General features: G+C 62.4%; 8 protein-coding genes. 7 read left to right on the forward strand and 1 reads right to left on the reverse strand.

Annotated elements, in window-relative coordinates; all coding sequences use genetic code 11:
- The first annotated feature begins 78 nt into the window (after positions 1–78).
- From IWY39_RS19645 to IWY39_RS19655, 3 genes are read left to right on the forward strand one after another with little or no spacing between them, the layout of a single operon-like run.
- Positions 79–930, forward strand: a complete 852-nt coding sequence (locus IWY39_RS19645) for a hypothetical protein (protein ID WP_324618474.1) — start codon at positions 79–81, stop codon at positions 928–930.
- Positions 864–2261, forward strand: coding sequence for a Mov34/MPN/PAD-1 family protein (locus IWY39_RS19650; protein WP_181316872.1), 1398 nt, complete (start codon positions 864–866; stop codon positions 2259–2261). Before IWY39_RS19645 ends, IWY39_RS19650 begins: the two co-directional genes overlap by 67 nt.
- Positions 2258–2947 (forward strand): hypothetical protein, encoded by a 690-nt coding sequence (locus IWY39_RS19655; protein WP_107126368.1) that lies wholly within the window; start codon positions 2258–2260, stop codon positions 2945–2947. Before IWY39_RS19650 ends, IWY39_RS19655 begins: the two co-directional genes overlap by 4 nt.
- Before the next feature lie 627 nt (positions 2948–3574).
- Here IWY39_RS19655 and IWY39_RS19660 read toward each other — a convergent pair.
- Positions 3575–6097: a PAS domain-containing protein gene (locus IWY39_RS19660; RefSeq protein ID WP_196871687.1), complete on the reverse strand. Its 2523-nt coding sequence runs from the start codon at positions 6095–6097 to the stop codon at positions 3575–3577.
- A gap of 231 nt (positions 6098–6328) precedes the next feature.
- Here IWY39_RS19660 and IWY39_RS19665 point away from each other — a divergent pair, with 231 nt between their 5' ends.
- The 4 genes from IWY39_RS19665 (at position 6329) to IWY39_RS19680 (ending at position 17013) form a co-directional block, all read left to right on the forward strand.
- Positions 6329–6955: a PilZ domain-containing protein gene (locus IWY39_RS19665; RefSeq protein ID WP_196871688.1), complete on the forward strand. Its 627-nt coding sequence runs from the start codon at positions 6329–6331 to the stop codon at positions 6953–6955.
- A gap of 301 nt (positions 6956–7256) precedes the next feature.
- Positions 7257–13265 carry a DUF3320 domain-containing protein gene (locus IWY39_RS19670; protein ID WP_107126371.1) on the forward strand — a complete coding sequence of 2003 codons (6009 nt, stop codon included), beginning with the start codon at positions 7257–7259 and terminating at the stop codon, positions 13263–13265.
- Between the two features lie 2 nt (positions 13266–13267).
- Complete coding sequence (locus IWY39_RS19675; protein ID WP_107126372.1) at positions 13268–14392, forward strand: metallophosphoesterase family protein; 1125 nt, start codon at positions 13268–13270, stop codon at positions 14390–14392.
- Positions 14389–17013, forward strand: coding sequence for an AAA family ATPase (locus IWY39_RS19680; protein ID WP_107126373.1), 2625 nt, complete (start codon positions 14389–14391; stop codon positions 17011–17013). Before IWY39_RS19675 ends, IWY39_RS19680 begins: the two co-directional genes overlap by 4 nt.
- Positions 17014–17190: the final 177 nt, after the last annotated feature.

Genomic DNA, 17190 nt, shown 5'->3' on the forward strand with positions numbered 1-17190 from the left:
GTACGGTCCGACCTGCCGATAGCCGTCGCACGGGCGCTTCGACAGGCTGAAGCGCACCCGTCAGTTCGCAGCGTCTCTGTGACCGGCAGAACGGGCGATTGGACGCTATGTCGGATGGTCATTCATACTGAACTGCCAGCGGTCTGGCGCGCAGCGGGGCAAAGCCCGTTCGGCGTCCAGATGGATGAAGTGGTCACGATCGCACTGCATGATCGTTTTCCGTTGGTGTCGCCGTGGATTAGGCTACGGGACGATTTCCCGCGCATCCACCCGCATATCCAGCCCGGTAAGGCTGGCTCATTTGTTGAACCATGTCTGGTCTTGGGCAGCCCCCGTGAGGTTGTTCAGGCGCGCGGGTTTGTTGGCTTGGTAGAGCAACTCGTCGAGTGGCTGGATCGGGCCGCAGAACTTGATCTCAACGATCCTGCTCACGGTTGGGAGCCAGTGCGGCGCGACACGATCTCCGACATCATCGCGTGTGATCCTGATCGGGTACGAAGCCACGTTACCCTGGCCGGCGGTACGGCGCTCTTCACTACAAGCTATATCCACTATCCTAAATCCGACATGTTCAAGTTGTTGCTCGGCTCGAACTGTATCTTGCCGCCTGCCCTGATAGGCCCGATCCTGACGCGCGATGACGATATCGGTAGCGGACTGACGTTGTTGGCTTGGCCCGGCTCGGGACCACAGGGGCCGATCGTTGCCGACTTCTACCTGCCTGAGACGGTTGCCACTGTCGGCGATCTCATCGACCGCGCGAACCTTTACGGTTGCCGGGATGATCTGCTGGCTAGGTTGGTTGCCGTTCGGGATGGTCTGATCGCCACCCCCCACCGCAGGCCATCCCGCTCGCGATACTGTTGCTCCCCCGTCGGCCCTATCCGTTGGTGGGGTCGGACAGCACGATCGAGATTTGCCCATATCTGATCGAGGTAGCGCCGGGGCAGGACTTTCTCGATACCGCGACGCCGGTACGGCTGGCTGCGCACCGGGAGACGATCAACGCGGGATTGCTCCGAAGGACGTCCGGTGACGGTTCCAGTACGGCGACGTTGCCTTGGACCATGCTTGGCGCTGGTAGCGTCGGTTCAAAAATAGCGCTGCACGCGGCCCGTGCCGGTCGGGCACCGTCGATCGTCGTCGATCGTGGCCACATGAGCGCCCACAACTATGCGCGTCACACTGCAATGCCGATCGGCATCGCGGAAAGGCTCTTCCTGCGCGCCAAGGCCGATCTCGTCGTCGATCAGGTCGCTAAGCTCGACCAGAAAGCTGCGGCCGTGTCGGATGATGCCGTCTCGCTGATCGGCTCTGCCGAAGGGCGAGCACAGCTCGCCCAGGAGGGGTGTGCGATGTTGGTCGATACCACGGCGAGCCTCGTCACGCGGGAGGCGTTGGCGCACGCCCCTTGGCCCGATCGCCCGCGTATCGTCGAGGCGTGCCTGCTGGGCGCCGGCCGCATGGCGTATGTCGCGTGTGAGGGACCGGACGCAAACCCGAGCATTAGCGACCTAGCTGCGGAAGCATATCGAACGCTGGCAGTCGATGCCGATGATGCGGTGATCGCGTTCGGCGCCCAAGCGGAGGAAGTGATTATCGGGCAGGGCTGTTCGGCCGTTACCTTCCCGATGCCAGATAGCGATCTGTCGATGCTAGCAGCATCAATGGCGCGACCGATTACGGGGTGGGCGCGCGATGGCCTGCCGGCAAGGGGGGAGGTACGTATCGGCCGAACCGACGCCGACGGCGGCTTGGCCTGGTCGGTGGAGAAGGAAGATGCGTGGATCGATGTCGACCGATCGGCCCCTGACGAGCCGGGCATACGGATACATCCCCGTGTCCACGCGGCGATCGAAGCGGATATCGCGCTCTACCCAGGCGTCGAAACCGGCGGAGTTCTGGTGGGTCGTTTCTCTCAGATCGGCAATCTCTTCCAGGTGGTCGATCTGATCGCTGCCCCGCCTGACAGCACCCGCAGCGCTGCCGAGTTCGTCCTTGGCACGCAGGGTTTGAAAGCCGCAGTTCTCGGCATTGCGCGACGTACCGGCGGTGCGCTGCAAGTGATTGGGACATGGCACAATCATCTAACGGACAGCGGTCCCTCGATGACCGACGCCATCGCTGGCAGTATTCTTGCCATGCGCCAATTTGGCCCCGCTTTGCTTCTCATCCGTACTCCAGGGGGCTATGCTAAGCTGATTGCGGAGCGGGTATACTCGCAACATGCGATTGAAGTTGGAGGGGGCGAAGAGCCATGAAGGACTGGTTTCCACTCGCCAGCTATGAGTTTTATGCTTTCCTGACGACCGGTATGGTCGCGCTTGCGGCATATGATCGTGTGTTCATGGGGTCCGCTCTCGCACACGAGCAGCATTGGACGATCGTGTCCGGGGTTTTTTGGGTCGTTGTAGCGTACCTTGTGGGGCAGATTATTGCCATGCCATCGGCAGCGTTGCTGGAGCACGTGGTGGCCCGGCGCATATTGCGGCCGCCTTCAGAGATCGTGCTTGGCATCCATCCACCGCGTCGCCGAGAACGCTGGCTTGCGGCGTTGTCGGGCGCACGGGAGTATCAACCGTTTCCCGTTCTCAACCAGGCGCGGATCATAGGGAAGCTCGCGACAGGGCTGAACGTCGCATCTACCGCGATGGATGGCGAAGCCGCGTTCATCGCCGCGTTTCCTCATGCGCGCGGAGTTGCGGATACGGCGTCACGCCTCGACAACTTCATGAACCAATATGGCATGTGCCGCAACGTCTCGATGGCTGCGATCATAGCGGCCGCTATGTTGGCTTACGCATCGTGGCAGACCCACGATCGCATGACAATCACGCTGACGATCGGTGCGGCGATCCTTGCGGTCGGCCTGTTCCTGCGTTTTTTAAAGTTTTATGCCGCCTATACGCGAGAAGTCTTTAGAACGTATGACAAAGTAGTCTCTTGATGGCGTCGGAATGAGCGCGCCGCGAAAAGCGCGGCCCACGTAGCGACCGTTTCGAGCAAGGCCGTAAGCCCGGGGGGCCGAGTCCCGGCCGCACATGCCTCTGGAGCCTCCCATGCAGCGAGTTCCATTGGTTGGCTTTGACTAAAGCGACTGACAGCTATTGTCGGGAGCAGATGTCCACCGGAATGAAGACTATCTATCAGTTTTGGTCGGCCGCCGCCGCCGCGAGAGCGTCAGCTATCCCCGCGACCCAACTCCGATCCGGGCATTCGCCTAACGGCCAGTCCCGGTGCATTCCTGGAGCGACCTTCCGGGGCTTCAGAAATGGCCGGTTTTGGATAGGGAGCTGTCATTCCCGGCCCGGCTCGCGAGCGTCGGCTTCGTCCCACGACTCGGCGTTCGCCCCCCGGTGAAAACGACCCTTATCGGCCGTTGAGCGCTCGCCGTTCGCTCCTCAAGAGCGGACGGTCAGCATTCGAGTTAGCTTGCCAGATCTGCCGCCCGGTTCTTGGGTCGAGTTGCAAAGCGTAGACGAGGCCGGCGGCTGCAGATGCCCAGGCACTAATTCCTATCTCGCAGCGGATATTTCTTCTCTAGGCGCAGGCCACAACCATCCATGAAACGGCATCACTGACAAGGAACGGTGAAGCAGAAGTCAGCGCCTCCGCTTTGGTTGTTTTCCACCCACATTTCTCCGCCGTGATTTTCGACAATGGTCCTGCAGATCGAGAGACCAAGTCCCATACCTTGAGGCTTTGTCGTGAAGCTTACCTTGAAGATTTCGTCTTTCAGCAGGTCCGGGACGCCGCCGCCATTATCGCTTACCCGGACCAAAGCCATGCTCTCGGTGAACGGCACCGCTGAGACGACAATCTGCTTGGTCGAGCCCGACGTCTCACACACGTCGATGGCATTTCGAAGGAGGTTCAGCAGAACCTGTTCGATCTGGATCCGGTCGATGACGACACGGTCTGCCGCCTCATCGATCTCGAGATCGATCCCGTGCCGCCCTTTGCCGCGCGGGCCGCATAGCTGAACCGCTTCACTAATCGTAGCGCTGAGACTGTCAGGCTTTCGCTCGGGCACGGCGTCGCTCGTCTGCTCGCGGAGGCGGCGGACGATCTCGGCCGCATAATGCACACCGCGCTCGGCGCCTTCGATCGCTTCCAGCGCAGATGGACGGTCATTGGGTTCGCCTGCTTCGACATAACGCCGGACCCCGCCGACAAATCCGGTAATCGCCGTCAAGGGCTGGTTGAGTTCGTGGGCCAGCGTGGTTGCCAGCGCACCCATCGCACTGACGCGGGACAGGTGAACAATTTCAGACTGCATACGCTGAAGCGCGCATTCCGCCTCCATGCTGTCCGTGACATCGAGGTTCAAGCCGACGAAGCGGGCCGCTTGGTCACGCGACCCGGGAACGAGGCTGCCCAAGCCGTGCACCCATTTGCACTTTTGCCCCACCACGGTCCGATAGCGGATACTGAGCCCTGTCTTCGTTCGCACTGCCGTGTCGAGCGCTTCACGCGTGCTTGCCACATCGTCTGGATGCAAACAGGCGCGCCATTGCTCGTCGCTCAACTCCGTCGGACCGTCTGGCGACAATCCATGCATTTCGAGGCTTCGAGGGCAAAGCTGGAGGCGGTAGGTCTCAAGGTCCAGGTCCCATGTGCCGGCGCCGGAATTGCCTTGGGCGAGCGCCAGTCGCTCCAGTGCCTCCCTAGCGCGCGCTTCCGCAGCTTTGCGGTCGCTCACGTCGCAAGCCGTGCCGACCATCCGCAACGGCGCTCCCGAGAGTGCGTCGCGGGCGACGACGCGCCCCCGGTCGAAGTTCCAGCACCAGCTGCCATCGCGACGCCGAAAACGATACTCGCAGGCGAAAGTATCGCTTTTGCCGCTGAGATGATCCCTCAACCGCTCATCGAGAACCCGCCAGTCATCGGCATGCACCAGTTCACGAACCGCATCGATATCGTCCCGCAATTCCCCTGGCGCATAGCCCAGATGCTGGACGAACCGGCCTGACATCGTGATCTTGCCGGTTTCGATATTCCAATCCCATGCACCATCACCGGTCGCCTCCAGCGCCATGCGGAGCGTTTCCTCGCTCATCTGCAACGCCACGTTGGTCTGCCGCTCGGCCGTGATATCGCGAAACGCGACCTGGAGCCCGCTCGCAACCGGACGGACATTCACGTCGAACCAGCAGTCGACGTCGGGCTCGAAGAACTCGAAGCGTCCGAGCGTACGTTCGGCGGCGCTGCGATGAAGTTCCGCCCAGCCGAGCGTGTCGATCGCGAGCGGAAAACTGTCCCAAATGATGGTGCCGCGCAAATCCCGACCGCGGCCGATTTTCTCCACCGCGTTCCTGTTCAGATAGGTGAAGCGCCACGCGTCATCGAGCAGGAAGATGCAGTCGATCGCTCCTTCAAGCAATTCTTCGGCCGGGGGCACGGGTTCGATCGTGCTGAGCTTAGGGCAAGGGTCTCCTGGCGGTGGAAGCATAGCGGCCCTGATGCCGGCGGGCTCTGAACATTTTGCGCCGAGTGGCGAGAGGCCGGCGTCAATGGCAATGCGGACCGCCTCGGACAGGCTTCCGCAGCCCAAATCCTCCATCATGCGCGCTCTGTGCATTTCCACTGTCCTGGGACTGAGCTCCAGGCGACGCGCAATCCCCTTGTTGCTGAGGCCGCCCACCAGCCCTTGCAGGACCTGAAGTTCGCGCGGAGAGAGCTTTGCAGTCCGAGCCAGCGCGTCCGAACGGCCTTCCGTACGGCGGCGTTCCTGGGCTCGCAGATCAAGCGCTCGGGTGATGGCGGCGAGCAGTTGCTCTTCCTGATAGGGTTTCTCGATGAAATCGATGGCACCAAGCTTCATGGCCTGCACGGCCGTACCGAGGTCCCCATGCCCGGTCATCATGATCGTCGGGATCGTGACGCGCCGAGCCGCAAGCCGTACCATGGTGCCAAGACCGTCAAGCCCTGGCATGCGCAGGTCCAACAGGACGCAGCCGCGCTCCAGATTGGCTTGATCCAGAAACTCCTCGGCGCTTGCGTAGACTTCGGTCGGAAATCCATGACTTGCAAGGAGGTAGCTGGTGGCAGCGCGCACATGGACGTCGTCGTCGACAATATGGACTAGGGGCAACATGATCACCTAACTGGAACAGACGGCCTTTAGCCGGTCTTCGTCTGATGTTCGATTAATGGACATACCGTAGTTACCCGGTACGGCCCGGCAAAGGCCGATGCAACCAACCCTGCGTGGGCTATCGACCGCGTTAGCGTAAACAGCTTCTTACGTTGGCGCCCGTAACCGCTACGAATTGCACGTCGAGCTGCTCCATGCGCACCTTGGGTCAAACAACCAAGGGAGCGGCGCATGGCAACGAACATGAATACCGGGCTGGGACGGACGGACGTGCGGCGCGTTGATCAGGTTTGCGATGCCAGACTTGCCACCGTGAACCGCGTTGCGCGCCTGGTCGTAGATGGGGAGACAGGCCTCGCCAGACTGCACAGACTATCAAATGCCGCAGTAGAACTCTCGTCGATCATGATTTTGCAGATCGGGCACATAATCCAGGTCGATCTCTCGGAAACAATTTCAAAGCGCGCGACCGTCGTCGCAAGCGATAACGGTCGACATACACTGCTGTTTCAGCATCAGATCGACTGCGCCGAGTTGCTGCGGGAATTGGTCGCGGAAGCGCGTTCCGCTCGGGCGCGGCCCTTGCGTCTAACGACCCCAGCCACGCCGGCGGTGGGACGCAGCACGAACGGCCTTCACCAACTTGAACTTGGCAACATTTCGCAGCGCGGCATGATGGTTCGACATAACGGGTCGTTCCAGGAAGGGCTGCGCGTCTGGGTCCAGCTGCCAAATGGACGCGAGTGCCGAGGTGTGGTGCGATGGGCAAAAGACGACTTTGCTGGACTGGAGTTGATTGATATCCTGTCCGTCAATGAATTAGGTGCTATTAGTGAGCTTGGCAGAGGTATGAACTGAAGCCCGTCGTCGGCCGACCGTCAGCCTTGAGCCCAGGTCTTTTAGGGTAGGATGAGAATGCAGCCGGAGCAAAATCGACCCAACGCAGACGTTCAGCACTCGCACTTCGCTCCCCAGGTGCAGACCGTCCGCTGTCCGGTCGTCACGATGCAAAAGCTATCCCGTACTGAATGCACCGCGCCAACGGCCTGCTAAGCAGGCGCTGCCCCTTGCCTCAAGAAATGATTGAATCGTATAGGCTATAATTCTATCTATTTTTAGCGTGCGTGCTTCGCTAGCCTGCCTTTCGACTGGGGGCTTCATGCACGATTCCGATGACCAAAATGCCAATGACGTTCAACTCAATCACGCGAGTATGAGCTATCCCAAGATTGTTGCGGACATCGCGGCAAGCTTTACCTACGCTTCTTACCAGAACGCGATACCCGTAATACGCTCCATCCTGATAGAGAATGCCGACGGACGGCATCATGAGAGCATCCGCGTCGATCTTACCTCGTCGCCTGCGTTTCTTCGCGCCAAGTCCTGGACCATCGATCGCCTTGCGCCCGGTGACAACCTCCCACTGGGCGATCGCAAGGTCGATCTCGATGCTGACTATCTGTCTGGGCTGAACGAGGCCGAGCGTGGAGAGATCACGCTGAGGCTGTCGACTGGTGACGCGATCCTCAATGAGCAACGCTTTCCGGTCCGCTTGCTTGCACGCGATGAATGGGGCGGTGTCGCCGACATGGCACAACTGCTGCCGGCGTTCGTCATGCCGAACGACCCGGCGGTCGCCCGCATCCTTCGTAGCGCGGCGGATACGCTGGCTGAGCATGGGCACTCCAGCGGGCTTGATGGCTATCAGTCGGGAGATCCCCAGCGCAGCTACATGCTCGCTGCGGCGATTTATTCCGCTGTGGCTTCGATGGCGATCCATTACGCAGAACCGCCCGCCAGCTTCGAAGATCGCGGCCAGAAGGTGCGGCGGCCTGCCACGATCGCGGAGGAGCGGCTCGGCACTTGCCTCGACACGACCCTTCTAATCGCTGCCGCCCTTGAAGGGGCCGGGCTCTATCCCGTCATCCTGATGTTCCATGGACATGCTGCAGTCGGAGTCTGGCTGACGAAGAGAACGCTGGGGAACACGATCGAGACCGACCAAATGGAGGTCCGCAAGGCGCTAGCATCGCGCGAACTGATCGTGTTCGAGACGACCGGCGTCACACATCGGCCGCCGATGGCATTGGACGCCGCTCAGCGCGCTCTGGATCATCGCATGAGCGAGGAGGAGGCACACGCCTTTGTGGCGGCGATAGACGTGCGCCGAGCCCGCAGCGGCGGCATTACCCCGCTAGCGTCGCACGCCGCCTCCCGACATGAAGCTCCGGAAGATGACAGCGGCGTTGAGGCAACGGCGCTTTCATTGCCTGCAGCCCCTTCGTTCAACGAGCTTCCAGACCTTAAAGTCGATGAGAAGCCCACGACCGCGGCAGGCCGCATAGATCGGTGGCAGAAGAAGCTGCTGGACCTGACGCTCCGCAACCGGCTGCTCAACTTCCCGGAATCGAAGAAAACGATACCGTTCCTATGCACCGATGTCGCATATGTGGAGGACAGGTTGGCGGACGGTGCCGCCATCCAGATCGTTTCATTGCCCCAGCAGAACCCACTCGGTGAGCGTGACGCGGCCTTGTATCGCGAGGTGCATGGCCGTGATCTCCAGCGCGGCTTCGCCGCTGAGGCCCTGCAGCGGGATGAGCTGCCATCGCCGCTGGACGGCCCCCAGCTCGAGGCTCGCCTGATCGACCTCCATCGCCAGGTGCGCAACGATTTTGCCGAAGGCGGGGCCAATACCCTGTTCCTTGCCGTGGGTTTCCTGCGTTGGAAGAAGAAGCCGGAGGACGAACGCAGCTATCGCGCACCGTTGCTGCTGGTGCCCGTGAAGCTGGAGCGGCGTAGCGCGAGCGCTCCCTTCCGCCTGCGCTTCCACGAAGATGAGCCGCGCTTCAACGCGACGCTCCTTCAGTTTCTCGAACGCGATTTCGATCTGAAGCTACCTCAATTCGCCGGTGATCTGCCGCTTGACGACAGCGGCGTCGACGTGCCGCGGGTTCTGGCGATGATGCGGCAGGCGGTGCGGGACGTACCCGGCATGGAGGTCGTGGACGACACCGCCCTTTCGACTTTCAACTTCGCCAAGTTCCTGATGTGGAAGGATCTGGTGGAGCGGACGGAGGCACTGCGCGAGAACCGGGTGGTCCGCCATCTCATCGATACGCCCGACAGGCCGTTCGGTTCGGATGGTGGCGAGCCGCCGATCCATGACGAGCGTGAACTTGATCGCGTCTACGCGCCGGCGGACATCATAAGCCTTCTACCATCCGACTCATCCCAGACCGCCGCAAGCCTGGCCGCGGCGGAGGGCCGGGATTTCGTGATCGTGGGCCCCCCCGGGACGGGCAAGAGCCAGACCATCGCGAACATGATCGCCAACTGCCTGGGTGTCGGGAAGACGGTGCTGTTCGTGGCGGAGAAGACGGCCGCGCTAGATGTCGTCTATCGCCGGTTGCGTGAACATGGGCTTGGCGACCAGTGCATCGAGCTGCATTCCAGCAAGGCCGATCGCCGTCATTTCCTGGCGCAGCTCAAGGCTGCATGGGAGCATAGCGAGCGGGTCGACCCTGCCGAATGGATCACCGTCAACGAACGGCTGAGGCTGCGCCGAGATACCCTCAACGCCTATGTGGAGGCGCTCCACAGGCCATCGCCCAGCGGCTGGACGCCCTATCTTGCCTTGGGCGTTGCCCTGCGAGAAGCCGACGCCCCGGCACCCGACTTCGACTGGCCCCGCAACCAGATGCACGACATGCAGACATTGGCCTCGCTCGAGGAACTGTCCGGCGAGGTTGGTGTGGTCTTCGCGTCGGTCGAGAGGCGGCCAGCACTGGATCTTGTCGACATCGAGGAACCTGGGACGGCACGGCAGGACGAGCTAATTTCTGCTGCCCAGTCTCTTCGCAACGCCGCCGACCTCCTGATCGCCGCGCTAGATGGGTTTCGGACCCCCATCGGGCTGAGCGCCGACGAGCAGCCGGTGAGTGTCGAGATTGAGACGTTCACCGCCCTGGCTGAGGCGATGGAGGCCGGACGCGACCGCGACATCTCGATCGCCTTCGATCCGGGGTTCGTCCGGGCTGCAAGCGACCTGGCCGCCTTCACCGCCGCGATAGGCAGCTACCGGAATGCCGAAGGGCAGCTTTCGGCTTCGTATCCTATCGAGAACGCGCGCGCGATCGACACCGATACGCTCGATCGGCAATGGCGTGAGGCGGCCTCATCGCTCTGGCCGCTCTCGGCGATCGGCAAGCGCAAGGTGTCGCGTCTACTACAGACCTATGCCAGCGGCGGCACGGCAGACCCCGAAAGCGACCTGCCTCAGCTCCGTAGGATGAAGGAGCACTTGGCGAAGATCGATCAGACACCGTTGGCAGGGCGGCAACTCCCGCTCGCTGGCCTCGACACCGATGTGCATGCCATTTCCGACATCCTGGCACGTGCAGAGCGGTTGCGTTCGGCGCTGCGTCTAGGTGGCCGCGACGCGGATGCGGTGGAGACCGCCACCCGGCGTGTCGCCTCAACAATCCAAGAACGTGATCAAGGTGATCGTATCTGGCAGGCTGCTGCCAAGCTGCTGGCGGCGCGTCAGGGCTACGAAGACGCCCGTAGCCGCTTCGCCAAGGCGGCAGACCGGGAAGTCGTGCTCGAAGCCGCGCCAGATGCGCTGGGCACACTCTCGGCATCCCTGACGGAGCTCGTGGACGCGCGTCACTTATTGCGGGACTGGTCGGCCTGGTGCCGCGTGCGCAAGCGGGCGATTGCCTCCGGGCTTGGTGCGCTTGTCGAGCGGATCGAGGTGGGGGACGTCTCTCCGGATCAGGCGCGAAAAGCGTTCCGAGTGGGTTATGCACGCTGGTGGCTGCCCATGGTGCTGGATGGCGATCCGGTGCTGCGCGAATTCCGACGCTTCCAGCATGAGAATTCTATCGCCGAGTTCCGGGAGATCGACGATCTTGTCCGCACCCATGCGACGGCCCACGTCATCGGTGCGCTCGCCCACAATCTGCCTCCCGTTCAGAGCGTGCCGCGGAATTCCGAACTTGGTCTGCTTCGGTACCAGATGGAGCTGCAGCGCCCCAGCCAGTCGATCCGCGACATGATCGGCAAGATGCCCGAGACGTTCTCGAAGCTCGCTCCCTGCATGCTGATGTCTCCGCTGTCGATTGCGCAGTATCTTCCGCCCAATCAGGCCTTGTTCGATGTCGTGATCTTCGACGAAGCGTCCCAGATCACTACCTGGGATGCAGTCGGCGCAATCGCCCGCGGGCGGCAGACGATCATCGTCGGCGATCCCAAGCAGCTGCCGCCGACAAACTTCTTCGGCAGCAACGACGATGACGAGGATGTAGCCGACCACGAGCGGGACATGGAAAGCATCCTCGACGAGGCGAAAGCTTCCGGCATCCCCGTGCGCGACCTGCGCTGGCATTACCGCAGCCGCAGCGAGTCGCTGATCGCCTTCTCGAACAGCCATTACTATCAGAACCGGCTCGTGACCTTCCCTTCGCCCCAGGTGGACGACAGGGCGGTGAGGCTGCGTAAGGTACCGAGCGGCGTCTATGACCGTGGCAAGAGCCGGACCAATCGGATCGAAGCGCAGGCCGTCGCTGACGAGGCGGTTGCTCGCATGCAGGCTTGGCTAGACCTGCCCGAGAAGAGTCGACCAACCCTGGGCATCATTACCTTCAATGCGCAGCAGCAGTCGCTGATCCTGGATCTGCTGGACGTTGCGCGGCGTGACGAGCCTGCCCTCGAATGGTTCTTTGCAGACGAACGGGTCGAAGCGACCATCGTGAAGAACCTGGAGAATGTGCAGGGCGACGAGCGTGACGTCATCTTGTTCTCGATCACCTTCTGGAAGGATGCGGCGGGCAAGCTGACAATGGACTTCGGCGCCCTCAACCGTGACGGCGGCGAGCGACGGCTGAATGTCGCGGTAACCCGCGCACGTCAGGAGCTCATCGTCTTCTCTGGCTTCACCGCCGATCAGATCGATCCGACGCGCACCAAGGCGCTGGCGGTGCATCATCTCAAGACCTTCCTCGATTATGCGGAGCGGGGCGCGATCGCATTACCGGCTCAGACGGCGGGCTCGGTCGGTGGCTTCGAGTCTCCATTCGAGGAGGCGGTGGCTGCGCAGCTCGAGCATCGGGGGTGGCAGATTGTGCCGCAGGTCGGCATCTCCGGTTTCAGGATTGATCTGGGCGTCCGTCATCCTGATCTGCCGGGAGCGTATCTCGCAGGTGTCGAGTGCGACGGCGCATCCTATCACAGCGCAGCGACCGCGCGGGACCGCGACAAGGTGCGCGAGCAGGTGCTGAGGGGGCTCGGCTGGAACATGCTGCGCGTCTGGTCCACCGACTGGTGGTACGATGCCGCTGGTTGCGCCGATCGGCTTCATGGAGCGCTGGAAACCCTCTTGGAGGCGAGCCGCGCGGCCCAACCGGCCGTTGGCGGGACCGCACATTGGGACATGGGACACGAGGTCGAAGGGATCGAAGGCATCCGCGACGATCAGGCGGCAGCACACACGGACGAGGTAGCTCCAGCACCTGTGCCAATGGACATCGAGTTGGTCTCTGCGGACGTCTCTGCCCCCCTTATGCCCGTTCGGGCAGCCGACGCGATCCAAGCTCCTGTTTCCGCGTCTGCAGTGCCGGGCGAAAGCCAGGGCCGGTATTGCATCACGGATCTGACAGGGTTCGCGGCAGATCCGGACCAGTTCTACGACTTCGCGTATCGGGATACTCTGCGTTCAATGGTGGCTGCCGTCATCGAAACCGAGAGCCCGCTGCGCACCGATATTTTATGCCAGCGTGTCGCTCGCGCGCATGGCTGGCTGCGCACGGGCGGCAAGATCCGAGATCGCATCGACATGCACCTGCGTGACTATGGCCGTACGCAGGAGTCGAGCGGCGAATTTATCTGGAAGGCAGGAGCCATTGCGGATTTGCATCCCTATCGCCCCCCACACGGAGATGAAGGGCGGCGGGCGATCCCGGACATCCCGCTTGCGGAACTATCCGCAGTTGTCGGGGACCATCCAGGTCTGCTCGACGAGCCTGATCCAGCCCGCGAGCTTGCGCGGATGCTCGGCGTCGAAAGGTTGGCGGCCGGATCACGAGCCCGGCTCGATGAGGCGATCGCTCGCGGTCGGGGAGAGGGCGCATCAGTGCCGAACGATGCCGCAATGCCGGGAGTGCAGTAAGCATGGTGCGTTTCATCCATTCCAGCGACCTACATCTCGGCAAGCGCTTTGGGAACTTCTCCGGTGACCTTCCGGGCCGGCTGCGCGAAGCGCGCCACGCGGTGCTCGGCAAGTTGGCCGAACAGGCGCGACTGAATGGCGTGGACACGATCCTGCTAGCCGGTGACACGTTCGACACCGAGACGCCCGCAGCCGATGTCCGCCGACAGGCGCTCACCGAGATGGCCCATCACGCACCACTCCGTTGGGTAATCCTGCCAGGCAACCACGATTCTCTGCAGGCTACAGAGCTATGGAATCTGTTGGGCAGCGAATCACCTGACAATGTAGTGCTCGCGACCCGGACGGAACCGATCGAGTTGACGGGCAGTGCAGTCCTGCTCCCTGCGCCGTGCACCTCGAGGCGACCAGGTCGAGATCTCAGCGAATGGATGGACGGTGCGACGACCACCGACGGCGCTATCCGCATCGGCCTCGCCCATGGTGCAATCCAGAGCTTCTCAGAGGATTCGGTCGGCGCTGAGGTGATCGCCCCTGATCGGGCGCGCCGCGCCGGCCTGGACTATCTCGCGCTGGGCGACTGGCATGGCGCGATAGAGGTAGATTCCCGCACGCACTACAGTGGCTCTCCCGAGCAGGATCGGTTCAAGCATGATCGATCCGGCACGGCATTGCTGGTCGACATCTCGGGAGCCGGCGCGGTGCCGTCGGTGACGTCCGTCCCCACGGGAACCTTTGCCTGGCGCACGCTTGATCTTCATCTACTGGCGGAAGATGATCCGGACGTGGGGCTGGAGACGCTGCTGCCGGACCTGAGGGATCGCAGGCACACGCTCGCCCGGGTGGTGGCCACTGGTCGTGCCGGGCTCGCTGCCCGTACGGCGCTCATTGCCGGCATTGAGCGGTCAGCTCCCGATTTCGCCTGGCTTCACCTTAACGATGAAGCGTTGGCAACGGAGTGCGAGATCGGGGATCTCGATCGGATCGATCGTGCCGGCGCCCTCCGGGACGCGGCCGACGTCCTCCTCGCCGAAGGCGAGGATGCAGGTCGTTCATCCCTAGAAAGGGAGATTGCCATGTCCGCCCTGGCGCGGCTCTATGGCTATGCGGAGAGGGTATCACAATGAAGGTAGCAGCGCTCCGCTTCCACAACGTCAAGCGGTTCGCTGGGCGCGGTGTCGCGATCGAAGGCATAGGTGACGGCGTGAACGTGCTTTGCGCCGCAAACGAATTCGGAAAGTCGACTAGTTTCGAGGCGTTGCACGGGCTCTTCTTCCAATCGCATTCCAGCACGGCGGGGGGCGTACGGGCTTTGCGCCCCTATAGTGGTGGCAATCCTTTAATCGAGGCGGATATCCAGGTCGGCGACGCTCGCTACCGGATCACCAAGCAATTCTATTCGGGGAAGTTCGCCAAGGTGCTGGATACAGGGTCCGGACGTCTCATCGCGCAGGCGGATGAAGCGGAGAACTTCATCGCCAAGCTGATACATGGCGGCGCCGGCGGCCCGGCGGGGCTTCTTTGGGTTCGGCAGGGCATCACGGGCATCGAGCAGCGCAGCAAGTCCGAGGAGGACAGCGATCGGCAGGTCCGCACCAGTCTGTTGGAATCGGTGCAGGGCGAGGTCGAGGCGATGACCGGTGGCAGGCGCATGGCCGAGATCATGGACGCTATCGTGCAGGCGGCCGGAGAGCTTGTCACCGCGAGCGGACGACCCAAGACAGGCGGTCGGTATGCCATTGCCATAGATACTCGTGATCGGCTGGCGGCTGAAGAGCAGCGGTTGGCGGGGGAGGTGTCCACCCTGCGCATTGCGCTTGATCAGCGCGGCGAGTCCCTCCGTCGGCTTGCCGAGCTGGAGGACGCAGATGCTCGTGATGCCCGCAGGCAGGCGGTTGAAGCGGCGCAGTTATCCTTCGATGCAGCGCGCGCGCAGGCCGAGCAGTTGAAGGCGATTCAGGCCGAACTCGGTCTTGCGCGTGAACAGCGCGAGACAGCCTTGCGCGAACATGAAAAGTTCGTTGAGACGCTGGCCGAGGCGCGACAGTTGGCTGATGACACCCGCGATGCAAGTCGCCGCCGCGATGAAGCGGTGGAGCGGCGTCGCGGTGCTGGCGAGGCGATAGCTCGAGCGCAGGTCGAGCTTGAGACTGCCGAAGGCGATGAGACGAAGGCTCGCGGGCTGCTTGTCCTCATTGAGGCGTCGACCAAGGCTCGCGAGGCGGCGGAGCGACGCGCTGAGTGGGAGGGTCGGCTCGATGACGCCGAGGCAGTTCGCAGCACGATCGAAACCTGTGAAGCGCAGCTTGCCGGTTTGAGGTTGCCCGGTGGCGCCATCGACGAGCTTGGTGAGCTGGACGTGGAGATCGCCCGCATTCGCGCTGTACAGGACGCTGCACGTCCTTCTGTGCAAGTCGCCTATGATGCCTACGCTGCCGCACGTATAACGATGGGCGGCTCTATGCTCGGTGATGGCGAGGAGCGCGGCTATATCGGACATGTGCAACTCGTCGCGCCCGGCATCGGCACGATCACGCTTCGATCGAATACCGCTGGCGTCGAGGACGGTCGGCTCGCAGCTGCGGAGGCGCAGCGGGAGGCCTTGCTTGCTTCTATGGGAGTGCCCGATCTGGCGGCGGCCCGGGCCCAGCAGGTCCAGACGCAGGCAATCGAAGCTCAGGCCAACGAGGCGCGTGCTCAACTCAAGGTAATCGCGCCGGATGGCCTGGACGCGCTGCGCCGAGCCGTGGCCGCACTGGCGGGGGCGGGCCCATCCGCGACAGAGCCTACGATAGATCTGGACGAAGCACGCGCCGGCCGCGATACTGCCGAGCAGACGCGGCGCGAGGCTGCACTGGCGGTCCGCGCGGTCGAACCTACTCGCGACTTGGCCAACGAGGCCTTCATCAAGGCCGAAACCGCCCTGGCGAGACTACAGACACGCGAGGAGCAGATCGTAGCGATACTTGGTCCGGTCCAAGAGCGGCAGACAAAGGGTGAACGGTTGGCCGCCCACCTCGCTGAACGCGAAGCCGTGCTGAAGGACGCTCAGCTGACGCTTGAGGCACGGCGCGCCGAATCGCTAGACATGGACGCTGCGGATGCGAAGCTACGCCGTGTGCGTTCGGTCGAGGAGGCAGCCGCAACTGAGATACAGCAGCTTCGGGAGATGATCGCCGGATTGAACGCCGGCATCACCGCTCGATCGGACGAGGCGGTCGAGGAGGAATGGCGCGAGACCGTCGATGCGCTTTCTGCGGCCGAGGATCGCATCAAGGCATTCGAACGGGAGGTCGCGGTACTTACGCGGTTAAAGCAGGCGTTAGAAGCGGCGCGTTCGGGCGCGCGCGACCTGTACCTGAAGCCAGTTATGAACGAGCTGCGCCCACTGCTCGGCATGCTTTTTTCCGATGTCACTATCACCTTCGACGACAAGACACTGCTACCGCAGACCATCGTACGCGCCGGGCTGCAGGAGGATGTCGATCGGCTGAGCGGTGGCATGCGCGAACAGCTGTCGGTCCTTACGCGATTAGCCTTTGCACGTCTGCTGGCGCGGGATGGGCGACCTGCTCCCGTGATCCTGGACGACGCACTTGTCTACTCGGACGACGACCGGATTGAACGCATGTTCGACGCCCTGCACCAGCAGGCGCGCGATCAGCAGATCATCGTTTTCTCCTGTCGCCAGCGTGCGTTTCAGGCCCTCGGCGGGAATGTGCTGAAAATGACGGACTGGCAGCCGTGAATGGGCGCAGGAGTATCCGATTGCCTAGCCTGTCATTATTAGTTTGATGAATGACCGCAGGTCTGAACGACAAGCTTCGGAACGGTGACCGTCGGCAATTTTGGCGACCACCGACGCCCGCGCCGGAAGCCCGGGATGGCAAATATCCTAACATTGTTGCTCCGAAGCTGACCGTCT

The organism is Sphingobium sp. JAI105, assembly GCF_015752145.1.
GTDB classification, from domain to species: domain Bacteria; phylum Pseudomonadota; class Alphaproteobacteria; order Sphingomonadales; family Sphingomonadaceae; genus Sphingobium; species Sphingobium xenophagum.